This window comes from Methylocystis sp. (assembly GCF_021731785.1).
GTDB lineage: Bacteria > Pseudomonadota > Alphaproteobacteria > Rhizobiales > Beijerinckiaceae > Methylocystis.
Map to the genome: position 1 here is coordinate 1 of NZ_JAKFWS010000158.1, position 13612 is coordinate 13612.

The 13612-nt window shown below is 62.3% G+C and carries 15 protein-coding genes and 2 tRNA genes; 12 read left to right on the top strand and 5 right to left on the bottom strand.

Annotation, left to right across the window (positions count from 1 at the left end; all coding sequences use genetic code 11):
* The first annotated feature begins 51 nt into the window (after window positions 1-51).
* Window positions 52-127 (top strand) — tRNA-Glu (locus tag QZ964_RS19915).
* 139 nt (window positions 128-266) lie between these two features.
* Here the strand turns inward: QZ964_RS19915 and QZ964_RS19920 are convergent.
* Complete coding sequence (locus QZ964_RS19920; protein WP_292533828.1) at window positions 267-1022, bottom strand: outer membrane beta-barrel protein; 756 nt, start codon at window positions 1020-1022, stop codon at window positions 267-269.
* A gap of 346 nt (window positions 1023-1368) precedes the next feature.
* On the opposite strand from QZ964_RS19920, the gene QZ964_RS19925 reads away from it, so the two are divergent.
* Window positions 1369-1803 carry a hypothetical protein gene (locus QZ964_RS19925; protein ID WP_292533829.1) on the top strand — a complete coding sequence of 145 codons (435 nt, stop codon included), beginning with the start codon at window positions 1369-1371 and terminating at the stop codon, window positions 1801-1803.
* Window positions 1804-1921: 118 nt separating this feature from the next.
* Window positions 1922-2752 (top strand): hypothetical protein, encoded by an 831-nt coding sequence (locus tag QZ964_RS19930; protein ID WP_292533830.1) that lies wholly within the window; start codon window positions 1922-1924, stop codon window positions 2750-2752.
* Between the two features lie 21 nt (window positions 2753-2773).
* Here the strand turns inward: QZ964_RS19930 and QZ964_RS19935 are convergent, their stop codons facing one another.
* On the bottom strand, window positions 2774-3049 hold the full coding sequence (locus tag QZ964_RS19935; protein WP_292533831.1) for a hypothetical protein: 276 nt from the start codon (window positions 3047-3049) through the stop codon (window positions 2774-2776).
* Between the two features lie 290 nt (window positions 3050-3339).
* On the opposite strand from QZ964_RS19935, the gene QZ964_RS19940 reads away from it, so the two are divergent.
* Both QZ964_RS19940 and QZ964_RS19945 read left to right on the top strand, forming a co-directional pair.
* Window positions 3340-3651: a hypothetical protein gene (locus QZ964_RS19940; protein WP_292533832.1), complete on the top strand. Its 312-nt coding sequence runs from the start codon at window positions 3340-3342 to the stop codon at window positions 3649-3651.
* A gap of 558 nt (window positions 3652-4209) precedes the next feature.
* Window positions 4210-4299 (top strand) — tRNA-Ser (locus tag QZ964_RS19945).
* A gap of 271 nt (window positions 4300-4570) precedes the next feature.
* Here the strand turns inward: QZ964_RS19945 and aqpZ are convergent.
* On the bottom strand, window positions 4571-5272 hold the full coding sequence (gene aqpZ, locus QZ964_RS19950) for an aquaporin Z (protein ID WP_292533833.1): 702 nt from the start codon (window positions 5270-5272) through the stop codon (window positions 4571-4573).
* 449 nt (window positions 5273-5721) lie between these two features.
* Here aqpZ and QZ964_RS21650 point away from each other — a divergent pair, with 449 nt between their 5' ends.
* Window positions 5722-6357, top strand: coding sequence for a hypothetical protein (locus QZ964_RS21650; protein WP_367119303.1), 636 nt, complete (start codon window positions 5722-5724; stop codon window positions 6355-6357).
* Window positions 6357-7472: an adenylate/guanylate cyclase domain-containing protein gene (locus tag QZ964_RS21655; protein ID WP_367119304.1), complete on the top strand. Its 1116-nt coding sequence runs from the start codon at window positions 6357-6359 to the stop codon at window positions 7470-7472. Before QZ964_RS21650 ends, QZ964_RS21655 begins: the two co-directional genes overlap by 1 nt.
* 3 nt (window positions 7473-7475) lie before the next feature.
* Here QZ964_RS21655 and QZ964_RS19960 read toward each other — a convergent pair whose 3' ends face one another.
* Window positions 7476-7859, bottom strand: coding sequence for a DUF202 domain-containing protein (locus QZ964_RS19960; RefSeq protein ID WP_292533834.1), 384 nt, complete (start codon window positions 7857-7859; stop codon window positions 7476-7478).
* 114 nt (window positions 7860-7973) lie between these two features.
* Here QZ964_RS19960 and hflK point away from each other — a divergent pair, with 114 nt between their 5' ends.
* The 4 genes from hflK (at window position 7974) to QZ964_RS19980 (ending at window position 12240) form a co-directional block, all read left to right on the top strand.
* Window positions 7974-9110: an FtsH protease activity modulator HflK gene (gene hflK, locus QZ964_RS19965; RefSeq protein WP_292533835.1), complete on the top strand. Its 1137-nt coding sequence runs from the start codon at window positions 7974-7976 to the stop codon at window positions 9108-9110.
* Complete coding sequence (hflC, locus tag QZ964_RS19970; RefSeq protein ID WP_292533836.1) at window positions 9107-10033, top strand: protease modulator HflC; 927 nt, start codon at window positions 9107-9109, stop codon at window positions 10031-10033. Before hflK ends, hflC begins: the two co-directional genes overlap by 4 nt.
* 64 nt (window positions 10034-10097) lie before the next feature.
* Window positions 10098-11579: a DegQ family serine endoprotease gene (locus QZ964_RS19975; RefSeq protein WP_292533838.1), complete on the top strand. Its 1482-nt coding sequence runs from the start codon at window positions 10098-10100 to the stop codon at window positions 11577-11579.
* Between the two features lie 343 nt (window positions 11580-11922).
* Window positions 11923-12240 (top strand): hypothetical protein, encoded by a 318-nt coding sequence (locus QZ964_RS19980; protein ID WP_292533840.1) that lies wholly within the window; start codon window positions 11923-11925, stop codon window positions 12238-12240.
* A gap of 27 nt (window positions 12241-12267) precedes the next feature.
* On the opposite strand, the gene serB is transcribed toward QZ964_RS19980, so the two are convergent.
* Window positions 12268-13170, bottom strand: a complete 903-nt coding sequence (gene serB, locus QZ964_RS19985; RefSeq protein ID WP_292533842.1) for a phosphoserine phosphatase SerB — start codon at window positions 13168-13170, stop codon at window positions 12268-12270.
* A gap of 27 nt (window positions 13171-13197) precedes the next feature.
* Between serB and QZ964_RS19990 the strand changes: the two genes are divergently transcribed.
* Window positions 13198-13612, top strand: a 415-nt coding sequence (locus QZ964_RS19990) for an isopentenyl transferase family protein (protein ID WP_292533844.1), incomplete at its 3' end; no start/stop codon positions are given.

A 13612-nucleotide genomic window follows, 5' to 3' on the forward strand; every position in this document is an offset into this window, starting at 1 on the left:
GCCGTCAGCGCCTCTATACAGCCGTCGCGCCGCCATGCGGCCGCGAGGCCCGCGCCCATCGTCTAGAGGCCTAGGACGTCGCCCTTTCACGGCGAAAACAGGGGTTCGAATCCCCTTGGGCGCGCCACTTCAGAACAAAACTGGGAACGCCAATTCCCGCCGATTTCCAGCCCTTGGCCGCACGCTGATCAAATACTCCGCGGGCAACGAAAAAAGCCCAGCTGGAGGGCTGGGCTTTTCTGGATCAATCGGGCTCGCGCGATCGATCAATATTTCGCCAGCACCGGCGCCGGAGAACCGAAGTTGAAGTGATAGTTCACGCCCGCGCGGATCGTATGGAAGCGCGTGCGGTTGTTGGTGCTGTTGAGGCCCCAGCCCGGGTTGAAGAGCCAGCCCCCGTTGTTGTTCCCGGTGCCGCTGATCTGCGTATACAGATATTCGAGCTTGAGCGACCAGTTCGGAATGACCATCCACTCGGCGCCGCCGCCGGCCGTCCAGCCCGTCTGCACGGCGCTGTTCTGGTTCCACCAGCCATTGCGCCGCACTTCGCCATAGGCGAAGCCGCCCGTGCCGTAGACCAGAATCTTAGAGTTCAACAGCGAGACGCCGACGCGGCCGCGAACCGTGCCGAACCAGTTCAAGGTGGCCGTCGTTACCGGGGGCAAGCCGAACAACCAGCCAAAGCTGTTGCCGCCGGCGCCAGAGCCGATGCTCGTGCCCTGGAAGTCGGTCTCAGCGCCAATCACGAACATCGGCGTGACCTGGAAGTTGTAGCCGATCTGGCCGCCGCCGACGACGCCCGCGCGGCTGCCGCCATGATTGTTCCAGCCCGCGCCCCACGCATTGGAGGAATTGCCGGAGTAAAAACCCACACCGAAGTTAAGACCGCCGTATAAGCCGGTCCACGTCATGATCGGCGGCGGCGGCGGGGGCGGCGGGGCCTTGTAAGACGGAAGGTCGGCGGCCATGGCCGATCCGGCTATCAGCACTGAGGCCGCGGCAGCAAATATTGCCTTTTTCATGTACCTTCCTCCTTAATGAGGTTATCAATTTCAGCGCTTGGCGAGATTCGCCTGAGGCCTCGTTGGTAGAAAGAAACTTGTTACACAGTCAAAGGATATGACCGGTTTTCGGGCGCCGTGATGCGCTTTCTGGGCGACTGTGGCAGTCGCGCCACAATAGCCGAGCCAGGCGCGCGCCTTCGGCCGCGCCGACGACGCAGATCGCGGGTCCGCCAGCGCGCGCGCCGTCTCCAAGGAACGCCGGCCAAATGCCGGCTGATCTTGACGAGGCGCGATTCAATGTCGGCTATAATGGTTGAAATGGCCGCGCCGACCCTGACCGGCGCAGAATTTTGAGAGGAACGTCATGACAATCCCGCTGAGCGGCGCTCGCCTCAAGGTCTCGGCCGCGCGCGGTCAGCGAATTCAATCTCCAAGCCTATGGCGCGGCCTCCTCAAAAGAGTCGCCCTGGCCATCGCCATCTTCGCCGCTGCGCTGTCCGGCGCCGCCTATGCGAAACAGAGGCGCGCAATCCCCTCGATGCCGGCAGGCGCGGGGCCGGCCGTCGACCCATGCGGCCACCCGATCGTCTTGAATAACGTCGGGAGCCCGTATACGGACCCTGTCTGCACCGCGCTCTCCGACAGGCTTCAACCCCCGCTCTATATTCCCGATCCCGATTGCAACCGGGGCGTCGAGCCATATGATTCGCGGTGCTTCGTCGAGAGATTCCTGACAGTGATCACGGCTTCGCCGGGTCCCCCGCCTCTCGCCAGGCCCGCCCCCTATCCCGTCAAATAGTCGACAAGCGATTGACTCCGCGCCGCTCTGCGACTTCGACACGCCTTTTGACGACATTTCGCCGCGATTGAGGCGCAGCGTTCAGACGTCCTTCGTTTCCGAAGGTGGGATTTCGCGCATGAACGACCTCATCATTCCGCCGGAGCCGCGGCAGCCGAACAGAAACGACTCGCCAGCAAAACTGCCGGTCGAGATCGTCATCGATCGCCGCCGGCGCCGGCCGCTTCGCTATGGTCTGATCGCGGCGTTGATCGGTCTCGCCGGGTTGGCCGCTACGCGTTTTTATCCGCCCGACCGGCCCAAGGAAGCGGTCGCTCAGAAAGTCGAGGCGCGGGCGCCCCAGCAGGTCGCGATCCCGGCGCTGGACGAAGCGACGAAGAGCCGAATCGCTGCGCTCCAAGGCGAAGTGCAGGAGCTGCGCACGAAACTAGACGCCGTGGAGAAACGGCAACAGGCCGAACATCTCAGCGCAAAGGCCGCAAGCGCGCCGCCGCCTACTGTGGAAAACAAGGCGGCCGCCAGCGCTGCGGCGCCCGAAAAGCCGGATTCGAAACTCGCTCGCGCCGCCAAGAACGAAAGCGTCAAGAACGACAGCGCAAAAAACGAGAGCGCAAAGATTGACATGACGCCCGTCCAGACGATCGCGCCGGCCGCGAAAGTCGTGAGCGGCTACAGGGTGCGTGACGTTTATCAGGGCGCCGCGCTTATTGAATCGGACAGCGGCATGATCGGCGTCGAACCGGGGGAGATCGTGCCCGGCGTCGGACGCGTCATTGCAATCCGGGAGCGCGCCGGTCGTTGGGTCGTCGTCACCGAGAGCGGCGAAATTCTGGGGAGCGCGCAAGGGCAACCGCGCGCTCCGGCGCCGCGCCAACGTCAATTCGCCCGGGAACTCAATGGCTTTATGCCCCATCCCTTCGCGCCGCCGCCGATGTTCCCGCCATACTGATCAACTGCGGCTGGTTGGCGATCAACCATCGCCGCGCGCCGGCCATACGCGAAGCGTTTCGTGTGGTCCCCAGGCGAATTTGCCATTGTCGAAGGCGAAATCCCCGTCTTCGACATATTCAACCACGAGCTCCGAAATCTTGCGCCATTCTTCCGCCGTCGGCGTCTCCCAAATCGCTTCGGGGCTTCGATTGCCGTTGGACAATGCGAAGATCGCTTGAGCGACTGCAGGATGCGTGTGCCGGTTGGCGCTCCACCCCACCGGCGGCGGGACGCAGGAGCATATTGCATTTTTCATCATCGCCTCCTCGGGCTGGCTTGCCCGGCGCGAGGCGCGCCGTATGCGACTTTAGCATAAATCTGGAACGCTGGAGGCCTCAGCGCCGTTGGTTTTGCGAGTCCGAGCGCAGCGACGTCTTGTCTGGACGTTCTGGGGCGGAATGCGTCGCGGAAGCGACGCTGGCGCGATCTCGACTGCGCAGTTGACCATCGACTCGGCGCGATATCCGATCGAGGATCTGCTTGGAGCCTCACATGCGAAACATGTCTTTTCGAAAGATGTCAGCGGCCATGGCGGTCGGTGCGGCCTTGAGCAAGACTTCGGGACCGGCCGTTGCGGGGGCGATGAGCGCCAACAATTTCATGCTGCCGTCAAAAGACGTGGCATTAACCTGCGCGCCGCTGCGCTATGCGATTCATTGTTCGATTTCGTTAAGAGCAAATCCGCAATACAGCACCTATTGCTTCTATGTCGCTGGGGGTCGTTCATATCCGATGAAAACCGACTCCCGCTGGGGATTTTTCAATACGATCGTCAGCCTGCGCCTCGATAATGGCGAGCGCGTCACCGCCCACCTGACGGACCTCAGGACAGGCGCGCATGCGCGCTGTGTCGAGTAATCGCGCTCTGGCCTCATGCGCCTGAGCCGACGCTCGTTTTGGAGCGCGACGCCGCAAGAGCGTCGCATGTCGCCTCTCGCGAGGCGCGCGAACCAGAGACTCATTCGCGAGCGCCTAGCGAAACCGACATTTGACCCGGGCGCCGCCGGCGGCGGTTCCGGCAACACTCGAGACACGTTGCGGCAAAGAAGCGAAGACCCGGCTCTGCTACAGAGGTTGCGCACTCAGATCGTGCGTCACGCAGCAGGCGCCGCTTCCAAGCAGCGGCCGCCTGCCGCCAACTCAGGCGGGCTCTTCACGGCCCGCCTCTCTCTTTCCGCAACGCCAATCATCGGCGTGCTGCCGTCCGAAGCGAAAACGCCCCGCCTTTACATCCGAGGTCGGGGCGTTCGCTCGCGACGGCGAACCGTCAGCTTATTAAATTCTACCCAGGAGATATGGCGAGCGCGTGGCGTCGGGGCCTCCTCCGCCAGTGAACGGCCAAAGGCGCCTCGCTTGCCATCGCGCCAGACCTTTGCCATATGTCGTTCGCCGTTCCGCGGATAACCGCGGAAGCTTGGAGACGTGGCCGAGAGGCTGAAGGCGACGGTTTGCTAAATCGTTATAGGGGAAACCCTATCGTGGGTTCGAATCCCACCGTCTCCGCCAGCTTTACTCGGCCGGCATAATTATGAAAATTGATCGCGGCTTAGAGCAGAGCAGATTCATGGATTAGGGCGGCGGGTTAGCGAAAAGGCGCGCAAGGCCGAGTGCGATTGTCATCTTCGTCAAGGGCGTGCGGCTTGGCCGATTGGCGCTTCGGACGCGACGGCGGCAGAGCTGCGACTTCGCGTTGATAGGAAAAGCCATAACTTCGTGGCGCCGCGAAGCTATGGCAATGAATTCGTCCCAGTCCGACCAACCTATCGTCGCGTCGCGTTCAGTGATCGGCGAGAGTGAACCGATGGAGGAGTCCCCCGATGACGCCGCCGAACAGCGGCGCGACCCAGAATAGCCAAAGCTGTTCGAGCGCCCATCCGCCAACGAACAGCGCCTGGCTGGTCGAGCGCGCAGGATTCACGGAAGCGTTGGTGATGGGGATGTCAACCAGATGGATCAGCGTCAACGCCAGTCCGATGGCGATCGGCGCAAAGCCGACCGGCGCGCGGCCTTCGGTCGTTCCCAAGATGACAAGCAGGAAAAAGGCCGTCAGGACGATTTCGGCAAGAAGGCCCGACTGCCACGTGTAGCCGTTGGGCGAATGCTCGTCATAGCCATTGGCGGCAAAGCCGTTAGCGAGCGAAAAATCGATGTTGCCTTGCGCGATCTTGAGCAACACGAACGCCGCGAATGTCGCGCCAAGAAGCTGCACAACCCAATAGGGTCCGAGCTCCTTCCAGGAAAAGCGGCCAGATATTGTGACGCCGAGCGTCACCGCCGGATTGAAATGGCCGCCGGAAACGGGGCCGAAGGCGTAAGCGCCCGTCAGGACCGTGAGCCCGAAGGCCAGCGCCACGCCGAGAAAGCCAATGCCGAGCTGCGGAAAACCGGCGGATATTACGGCGCTGCCGCAGCCGCCGAAGACGAGCCAAAAAGTCCCAAGAAATTCCGCAAGAAGTCTGCGTGTAAGAGAATGCCGCATCTCCTGTCTCCATTTATCGCTGCACGAACGAATTTGTGAACTGAAGGCGAACCGTTAGCGCAAAGCTTCAATCTAATCGAGGAGTGCGAAAAGGTTCGTTCACTTCCCACGCGCCTTTTTCCGTAGCATCATGTCGAGTTCGTCGCCAATGGTAGGCTCGACGCCAGGTTCGACATGATCGGCCCAAGCCTGCCTTAACTGGCGACGCTTATCCAGCGCGTCGCTGCGCCCATTAGCTTGCTTGCAGAGACGCGCCTTAGCCGCCAACCTTCAATGCGGCGCCTCGCATCGGAGGCGCCTTCGCACACGCCCATATTCATTTGCCGACGGGCTGACCGGGGCAAAATGCCTGATAGAGCCTAGAGCGCCAGACGGAGTAAGGATTGGGCTAATACGGCGGGAAAAAGCAGCGGCGTCCTACGGCAACTCAAAATAGTTCGGAAACATGAATGTCGCAGTTTCTTGCTCTGCCGGGGTTCTCCCTTTCGATAAAGCGAAAAATCTCGGGAATCGCCTTGGCGCTCATCCTCCTGATGACTGCCGCCTCGGTCCTTTCCATGGTCATGGTCCGACGCGTCTCCGCTCATTTCACCGACCTCTCGGCGAACTACATCCCCGCCTATGGCGATCTTGCGCGCGCAAATATTCGATCGCTTGAGCGAGCGTTGACGCTGCGGCGAATGGTCATTATGCAATTGGAATCGCTGAATAACGCCGAGAAATTCGAAACGCTCAGAGAAACCCTTAACGCCAAGGGCCACGCCGTCGAGGAGGAAATTCGCGCCGCCCGCGTCCTGATCGGCGGACTTATCCAGAAGGGCGATACTTTCGGCGACGAGGCGGCGCTGGTGCGCATCGACAGCCGTCTCGACGACCTCCTAAAGGGATCGCGGCACTATCTCAACGAAGAGATCGACCGGCTGCTCAGCGCGCTCAAAGCCAAAAATGCGCGCGCTGCATCTCAAAGTATGGAGCGAGTCGACGAGTTCCGGGACGACGTCAATCGCAGTCTCGACTCGATACGCAGCGACATGCTCGCACTGCTGCAAGCCGACGGCGAGATCATGGCCCGCGCCCACAGGTGATGATCGTCGCCGCCGCTCTGACCTTGTTCGCGGCGGCTCTCGGCGTCGTTTTCTCGATCTTGGTCAGCAATGGCGTCACCGTTCCGGTGCGCCGACTCCTCGAAGGCGCGCGCGCAGTCGAAGCGGGACAGCTTGACGAAGTGATCGCGATCACGACGCGAGACGAGATCGGCTATCTCACTGCCGCTTTCAATCGTATGGTGGAACAGCTTCGATTGAAGAAGCGCATCCTCGACACGTTCGGAAAATATATTGATCCGCGCATCGTCCAGGATCTGATCGACGCGCCAATGCTTGCCGCCGAGGGTCATCGCCGCGTCATGACCGTTCTCTTTTGCGACGTCGCCGGCTTCACCACGACGAGCGAGCGCATGACGCCGCAAGGACTGGTGAAGATCCTCAACCAATATTTCTCGACAATGTCGGCGCCGATTCGCGATAACGACGGGATCATCGACAAATATATAGGCGACGCGATCATGGCCTATTGGGGTCCGCCCTTTAACAAGGACAGCGAACAGACGAGTCTTGCAAGCCTTGCCGCGCTCGACATGGTCGCGCGGCTGGAGAGCCTGCGCGGCTCCTTTCCCGAACTTCTCGGGATGCGCAACGCGCCAATATCGTTCGATTTGCGCATCGGCGTCGCCACCGGCGAGGCGCTTGTCGGCAGCATCGGCTCCGAACAGATGATGAATTACACGGTGGTCGGCGATACCGCCAACTTCGCCGCGCGTCTGGAGAGCGCCAACAAAATCTATGGCTCTCGGATCCTTGTGTCGGAGGCGACCGCGCTGGGCGCGGCCGACGTTGTCGAAACGCGCGAGATCGATCTCGTCGCGATGGCGGGTCAGAGCGAACCGGAACGAATTTATGAAATCATCGGCCGCAAAGACCTATTGACGATCGAGCAAAGAGAATTGCGGTCGCATTTTGCAGACGGCCTTGCCGCCTATCGCGCGCGTTCGTGGGAAGCGGCGCGGCGCGCCTTTTCGCAAGCGCTCGAGGCTGTTCCAAACGACGGGCCGTCGCTCGCGTTCATCGCTCGCATCGACGCCTTCGTGGCGGCGCCGCCCCCGTTGGATTGGGACGGCTCCTTGCGGCTGGATCAAAAATGAGGCTCACGTCATCGCGAGATAAGCGCTGAACCCGGCGACGCCGAGCAGCAACACAGCTAGGACATATAGGCTGACGCTCGTCGCGTGCGCCGTGTATGGCTCGTCGCGCGACAACAGCCGCGCCGTATGAATAAAGCGGACGGTCGAAATGACGATGAGCGTGACGCCCGCAGCGACGAGCGCGGTCCCGCCATAGCGGCCTGCCGGGGTGTCGAAGCGATGTATGCGCAGCCTGTCGGCGTTTTCCGCCAACGCGCCGGCGATGCTCAGAAGAAACAGATTGAAGCGCTCGATGACGAAGCCCAGCGCAATCACCGCGACGCCGGTGCGCACCCATGCGAGAAAAGTCCGCTCGTTGGCCGCGACATTGCTGAAATCGCGAATCATTTCTGTTCTCCCTTGCCCGACGGCCGCAGCGGCGCGTCATTGCCGCAGCGCCCGCGAGTCCCTATAACATTGGCGACGCGGCGACCGCCGCGGTATCTCCTTCTGCGAGACGATATGCCCTGGAGCGATCAAGGCGGACCGCGCAATCAAAATAACAATCCGTGGGGGCAGCCCGGAGGTCCATGGGGACAGGGCTCTGGCGGCCAGCCGCCGGACCTCGAAGAGATGCTGCGCCGCAGCCAGGAAGGCCTCAAACGGATTCTGCCGAGCGGATTTGGGGGACGCGGCCTCGCCATCCTCCTGCTGGTCGCCGTGCTGGCATGGCTGCTTTCAGGCCTTTACACGGTTGGACCCAACGAGATCGGCCTCAATCTGATCTTCGGCAAATATATGGGAAAAACCCAGGCGGGCCTGAACTACAATCTTCCCGGTCCGATAGGGTCGGTGATCAAGCTTGCCGTCACCGACCGCAACATCACCGACGTCGGCTTCCGCGAGGAGCCGGCGATCGTTGACGGCCGACGCCGCGGCTCGCCCGCGGCGCCGCGCGGGCCGGAAGCGCCGGAAGAAAGCCTGATGCTGACGGGCGATGAGAACATCGCCGACGTCAAGTTTCGCGTCATCTGGCAAATTGATCCGGCCAAGCCGGAAGATTACGCCTTCAACGTCGCCAATCAGCCGGGAACAGTGAAGGCCGTGGCTGAAAGCGCCATGCGCGAGATCGTCGGCCAGACGCAAATTCAAAAGATTCTTACCGCCGATCGCAAGTTGATCGAGCCCGCCAGTCAGGCGTTGATGCAAAAGGTGCTCGACGAATATCACAGCGGCGTGCTCGTGCTGCAGGTCCTGCTGCTCTCGGTCGATCCGCCTCAGCAGGTCATCGCCGCGTTTCGCGACGTGACCGCCGCCCAGCAGGATTTGCAGCGGCTCGGCAATGAGGCGGAAGCTTACGCCAACCGTGTGGTGCCCGAGGCGCGCGGCGCCGCGGCGCGCATTCTGCAGGAGGCGGAAGCCTATCGCGAACAGATCGTCGCCGAGGCGCGCGGCCAGGCGTCCCGATTCGAGCAGATTTACGCCCAGTATAAGAACGCGCCGACGATTACCCGCCAGCGTCTCTATATCGAAACCATGGAGCGTGTGCTGGGCGGCGCGGACAAGGTCATACTCGACGATTCGTCGAAAGTCGGAGCCGGCGTGACGCCTTTCGTGCCGCTGCCCGCTTTCGCGCCGTTCCAGGGAGGCCGCAAATGAGGTCCGGCCTTCTGTTCACGCTCGCCGTCGCCGCGCTCCTTGCCGTCATCGGACTTGGCGGCGCCCTGTTCACCGTGTCGCAAACCGAGCAGGCGCTAGTGCTGCGGCTCGGCGAACCTGTGGCCGGGCGGGGACTCATCACCGAGCCGGGCCTTCACTTCAAACTTCCGCTTGTCGAAAATGTCGTGACCTTCGACAACCGCATACTCGATGTCGAAAGTCCGAATCTCGAAGTGCTCGCCGCGGACAATCAGCGGCTCGAGGTGGACAGCTTCATCCGCTATCGCATCGTCAACGCATTGCGCTTTTATCAAACCGTCAACAGCGTCATGGGCGCGAACAATCAGCTCGGTTCGGTGTTGAACTCCGCCGTCCGCCGCGTGCTGAGCGAAGCCAACCAGCAGCAGATCGTGCGCGACGAGCGCGCCGGGTTGATGGTGAAGATCAAGGAGCAGGCGGACCGCGAGGCGCGAAAATTCGGCGTGGAGGTTGTCGATGCGCGCATTCGCCGGGTCGATCTGCCGCAGCAGATCTCGGAAAAGGTTTTCGGGCGCATGCAGACCGAGCGCCAGCGCGAAGCTGCGGAATATCGCGCGCAGGGTTCGGAGCAAGCGCAAAAGATCACCGCCAAGGCCGATCGCGACGTCATCGTGCTGAAAGCCGAAGCGCAGCGCCAGGCCGACCAGACCAAGGGCGAAGGCGACGCAGAGCGCAACCGCATCTTCGCCGAAGCTTTTGGCCGCGATCCCGACTTCTTCGCCTTCTACCGGTCGATGCAAGCCTATGAAAGCGCCTTCAAGCCGGGCGAGACGCGCTTCCTGATCAGTCCGCGTTCGGAATTCTTCCGTTTTTTCTCAGCTCCGGAGGCGAGCGCCGCGCCGACCGCGGACCAGCTGGGACCGGAGCGAAACCAAAAAAAGTGATCCGCAAGCGCGTGCGTTGAGCCGCGCCCGGGCATATCTTGTCCCTCGACAGGAGACATAACGCATGACGTCCGCACTTCGTCGCGCCGCGAGAACGATCCTCGCGACCGCGCCCGTAATCTACTTCTTCATCGCCCCGGCGCAGGCGAAAGGTCCCGACTCGCTTTCGGAACTCTCCGCCCAGGTCTCGGACGCCGTGGTCAATATTTCTGCAACTACGGTGGATGCGAAACGGAGCTCCCGTAACGACGTCCCCAACCTGCCGCCGGGAGTCGGACCCGGCGCGCCTTTCGACGATCTATTCGAAGAATTTTTCCGGCGGCGCGGCCAAGGCGTGCCCGAAATTCCGCGTCAGCGCAGGGCAAGTTCGCTTGGCTCCGGTTTCGTGATCGATCCCTCGGGAATCGTGATCACCAACAACCATGTCATCGCCGACGCCAATGAGGTGACGGTGATCCTCAACGACGGTCAGAAGCTCAAGGCGGAAGTCTTGGGCAAGGACCAGAAAGTGGACGTGGCGGTTCTGAAGGTGAAGCCGGAAAAACCGCTGAAAGCGGTCAAATTTGGCGACAGTGACAAGGCGAAAGTGGGGGACTGGGTGCTCGCCGTCGGCAACCCGTTCGGACTCGGCGGATCAGTGACGGCCGGCATCGTTTCGGCGCGCAACCGCAACATCGATAGCGGTCCATACGACAACTACATTCAGACCGACGCCTCCATCAACAAGGGGAACTCCGGCGGACCGCTGTTCAACATGGACGGCGAAGTCATCGGCATCAACACCGCGATCCTGTCGCCCTCCGGCGGCTCGGTCGGCATCGGCTTTGCGACGCCGGCGAATACGGTTCAGCCCGTCATTGAACAGCTGCAAGCGTTCGGCGAGACCCGCCGCGGCTGGCTCGGGGTCAGGATTCAGAATATCGACGACGGGATCGCCGAGACGCTGAATCTCGGCGCGACGCGCGGCGCGCTCGTCGCCGGCATAGACGACAAGGGACCCTCGAAGCCGGCCGGGCTGAAAGTCGGCGACGTGATCGTCAAATTCGACGGCAAACCGATCAAAGAGTCGCGCGACCTGCCCAAGCTCGTCGCCGCGACCCCGGTCGGCAAGGATGTCGAGCTCGTCATCGTGCGGGGCGGCAAGGAGCAAACCAAGACGGTCAAGCTCGGCAGGCTCGAGGATGGCGAGAAAGTCGCGTCGAAAGACGGCGACAAAGAAAAGCCCGACGGCGCCGGCGGATCGTCGCAGAGCGTGCTGGGGCTTGAACTATCGCGTCTCTCCGATGAGTTGCGGGCGCGTTACCAGATCAAGGACGCCGTCAAAGGCGGCGTCGTCATCACCGCGGTCGATCCGCGCTCGGATGCGGCGGAGAAACGACTCCAGCCCGGAGAGGTGCTGCTTGAGGTCAATCAGGAAGCGGTCAGCGATCCGGCGGAGGTGGTCAAGAAGGTCAAGGCGCTGAAGAGCGACGGCAAGAAGACTGCGCTGCTGATCGTCGCGAACGGCCAGGGCGATGCGCATTTCGTCGCCTTGCCGGTAGAGTGATCCCCTCCCCAGCCCTCCTCCGCCTTGGCGGGAGAGGGCTGGATTCGGGTCTTCCCCCAATTTTTTGTCGCATGCTGGGCATTGGCGTCGCCATTTCAGCGAAATGGAGGAGGGATGAGCAGGAGATCGCTCCATAACCTCCTCCTGCCGAAATCCCCGCGCATTGAGCGCCCTCGTCACATCGTCGCGATTTGAATGCGGCGACGGGGCCAGCGCGCGCCACGTGCGCGAGCGCACTTACAAGCGCACGTGCGCTTTTATGATGGCGTCGGATCAAGTTTGATCCCGGCGTTGAAGTCAAACGGCGCCGCTGAATTTTATAGAAGATATTCAGGAGAGCGTCATGAAAACCACGTTTCGTGCAATTCTTGCATCAGCCGCCCTCGCATTTTTGTATTCCGGCGCGGCGACTGCTCAAACAATCGAACTCAAGGTCCATCTCAACGACGGCGGCTCGGAGAGCAAGAGCGCGTCTCAGGACGCGAAAGGCTCTGGCGACAGCCAGAAGCAGAAAGCCGGCCAGCAGGGCGGCGGCCAGAGAGTTTATCCGGTCTATTACCCGCGGCCCTATTATGGTGTCCGTCATTACCCGGTCTACTATCCTCGTCCGGCATATTATTATTCTCAAGCGCCGCGCTACGTCTATTATCGCGGTTACTGAAAATTGCCCCGGCGCCACGGCGCCGGGTCACTCCACAAACTCCTCCCGCCGAAATCCCTGCGCATAGAGCGCCGCCGTCAGATCGCCGTGAGCGATGCGCGCATCGGCCGCTTGCGCGACTGTCGGCTTGGCGTGGAAGGCCACCCCCAGCCCCGCCTCGCGCAGCATATCGAGATCATTTGCGCCGTCGCCGATCGCCAACGTCGCGTCTCGCGGCAACGCGCACGCCTCGCGCAATTCGACGAGGACCGCGCGCTTGGCTTCGCGGCCCAGCACCGGCGCGACGACTGCGCCCGTCAGCGCGCCGTCAGCGAATTGGAGAAGATTGGCGCGCGTCTCGTGAAAGCCGATGCGCGCAGCGACGGGCTCTGTAAACTGCGTGAAGCCGCCAGAGACAAGCGCCGTATGGGCGCCATGCGCGCGCATGGTCTGCACAAGCTGGCGCGCGCCGGGGGTCAGCGTAATGCGCGCAAGCAGCGTCTCGATTTGCGCGAGCGTCACCCCGGCGAGCAGCGCGACCCGCTCCTTCAAGGCGCTTTCGAAATCAACCTCGCCGCGCATGGCGCGTTCGGTGATCGCGGCGACATGTTCGCGCAAGCCGACGAGGTCGGCGAGTTCGTCGACGCATTCCTGTCCGATCATCGTCGAATCCATGTCAGCGACGAGCAGCTGCTTGCGACGCCCCGTCGACGGCTGAACTATGACGTCGATCGGATCGTCGGATACCGCCGCCTGCAGACGCGCGCGCAAGTCGGCGAGATCATGCCCTGCCCCCGACAAAAGCGCGTCGACGGCGAGATCTGGCGCCAGCCAGTCGCGTCCGGCGTCGATCAGCCCGGCGTCAAAGAGAGCGCTCGACACCGCTCGCTCATTGAGCCCAGCGCCCCGGCCGGCGACAAAGGTCGCGACATAGTCGATGGGCTTTGACATCTCGACCGTTTCAGCGGCAATTGCGCCATGCGCGCGCGCGCCATTCTCATTGCAGGTCCAACGGCTTCGGGCAAGTCCGCGCTGGCGCTGGCGCTCGCGCGCCGCAAGCGGGGCGCGCTCGTCAACGCCGACTCGATGCAGGTCTACCGCGACCTTCGGATCATCACCGCGCGGCCGACGCTCGAAGAGGAAAGCGCCGCGCCGCATCTTCTCTTCGGCCACGTCGACGCCGTGAGGAATTATTCCGTCGGCCGCTGGCTCGAAGATTTCGCGACCGTGCTGCGCGAGCTGGAGTCGCGGGAGCTGACGCCAATTGTCGTCGGCGGCACCGGCATGTATTTCAAAGCCGCGCTCTGCGGGCTTTCGGACATACCGGCGGCGCCCGGCGAGGTGCGCGACGCCCTGCGCGCCTGGGCGCAGGACAAGACCCCGCGCGAGCTTC

Excerpts from the sequence above, each read along its gene's own strand:
- QZ964_RS19920 (WP_292533828.1), bottom strand. The coding sequence starts at position 1,022 with ATGAAAAAGGCAATATTTGCTGCCGCGGCCTCAGTGCTGATAGCCGGA.
- QZ964_RS19925 (WP_292533829.1), top strand. The coding sequence starts at position 1,369 with ATGACAATCCCGCTGAGCGGCGCTCGCCTCAAGGTCTCGGCCGCGCGC.
- QZ964_RS19930 (WP_292533830.1), top strand. The coding sequence starts at position 1,922 with ATGAACGACCTCATCATTCCGCCGGAGCCGCGGCAGCCGAACAGAAAC.
- QZ964_RS19935 (WP_292533831.1), bottom strand. The coding sequence starts at position 3,049 with ATGAAAAATGCAATATGCTCCTGCGTCCCGCCGCCGGTGGGGTGGAGC.
- aqpZ (WP_292533833.1), bottom strand. The coding sequence starts at position 5,272 with ATGCGGCATTCTCTTACACGCAGACTTCTTGCGGAATTTCTTGGGACT.
- QZ964_RS21650 (WP_367119303.1), top strand. The coding sequence starts at position 5,722 with ATGTCGCAGTTTCTTGCTCTGCCGGGGTTCTCCCTTTCGATAAAGCGA.
- QZ964_RS21655 (WP_367119304.1), top strand. The coding sequence starts at position 6,357 with ATGATCGTCGCCGCCGCTCTGACCTTGTTCGCGGCGGCTCTCGGCGTC.
- QZ964_RS19960 (WP_292533834.1), bottom strand. The coding sequence starts at position 7,859 with ATGATTCGCGATTTCAGCAATGTCGCGGCCAACGAGCGGACTTTTCTC.
- hflK (WP_292533835.1), top strand. The coding sequence starts at position 7,974 with ATGCCCTGGAGCGATCAAGGCGGACCGCGCAATCAAAATAACAATCCG.
- hflC (WP_292533836.1), top strand. The coding sequence starts at position 9,107 with ATGAGGTCCGGCCTTCTGTTCACGCTCGCCGTCGCCGCGCTCCTTGCC.
- QZ964_RS19975 (WP_292533838.1), top strand. The coding sequence starts at position 10,098 with ATGACGTCCGCACTTCGTCGCGCCGCGAGAACGATCCTCGCGACCGCG.
- QZ964_RS19980 (WP_292533840.1), top strand. The coding sequence starts at position 11,923 with ATGAAAACCACGTTTCGTGCAATTCTTGCATCAGCCGCCCTCGCATTT.
- serB (WP_292533842.1), bottom strand. The coding sequence starts at position 13,170 with ATGTCAAAGCCCATCGACTATGTCGCGACCTTTGTCGCCGGCCGGGGC.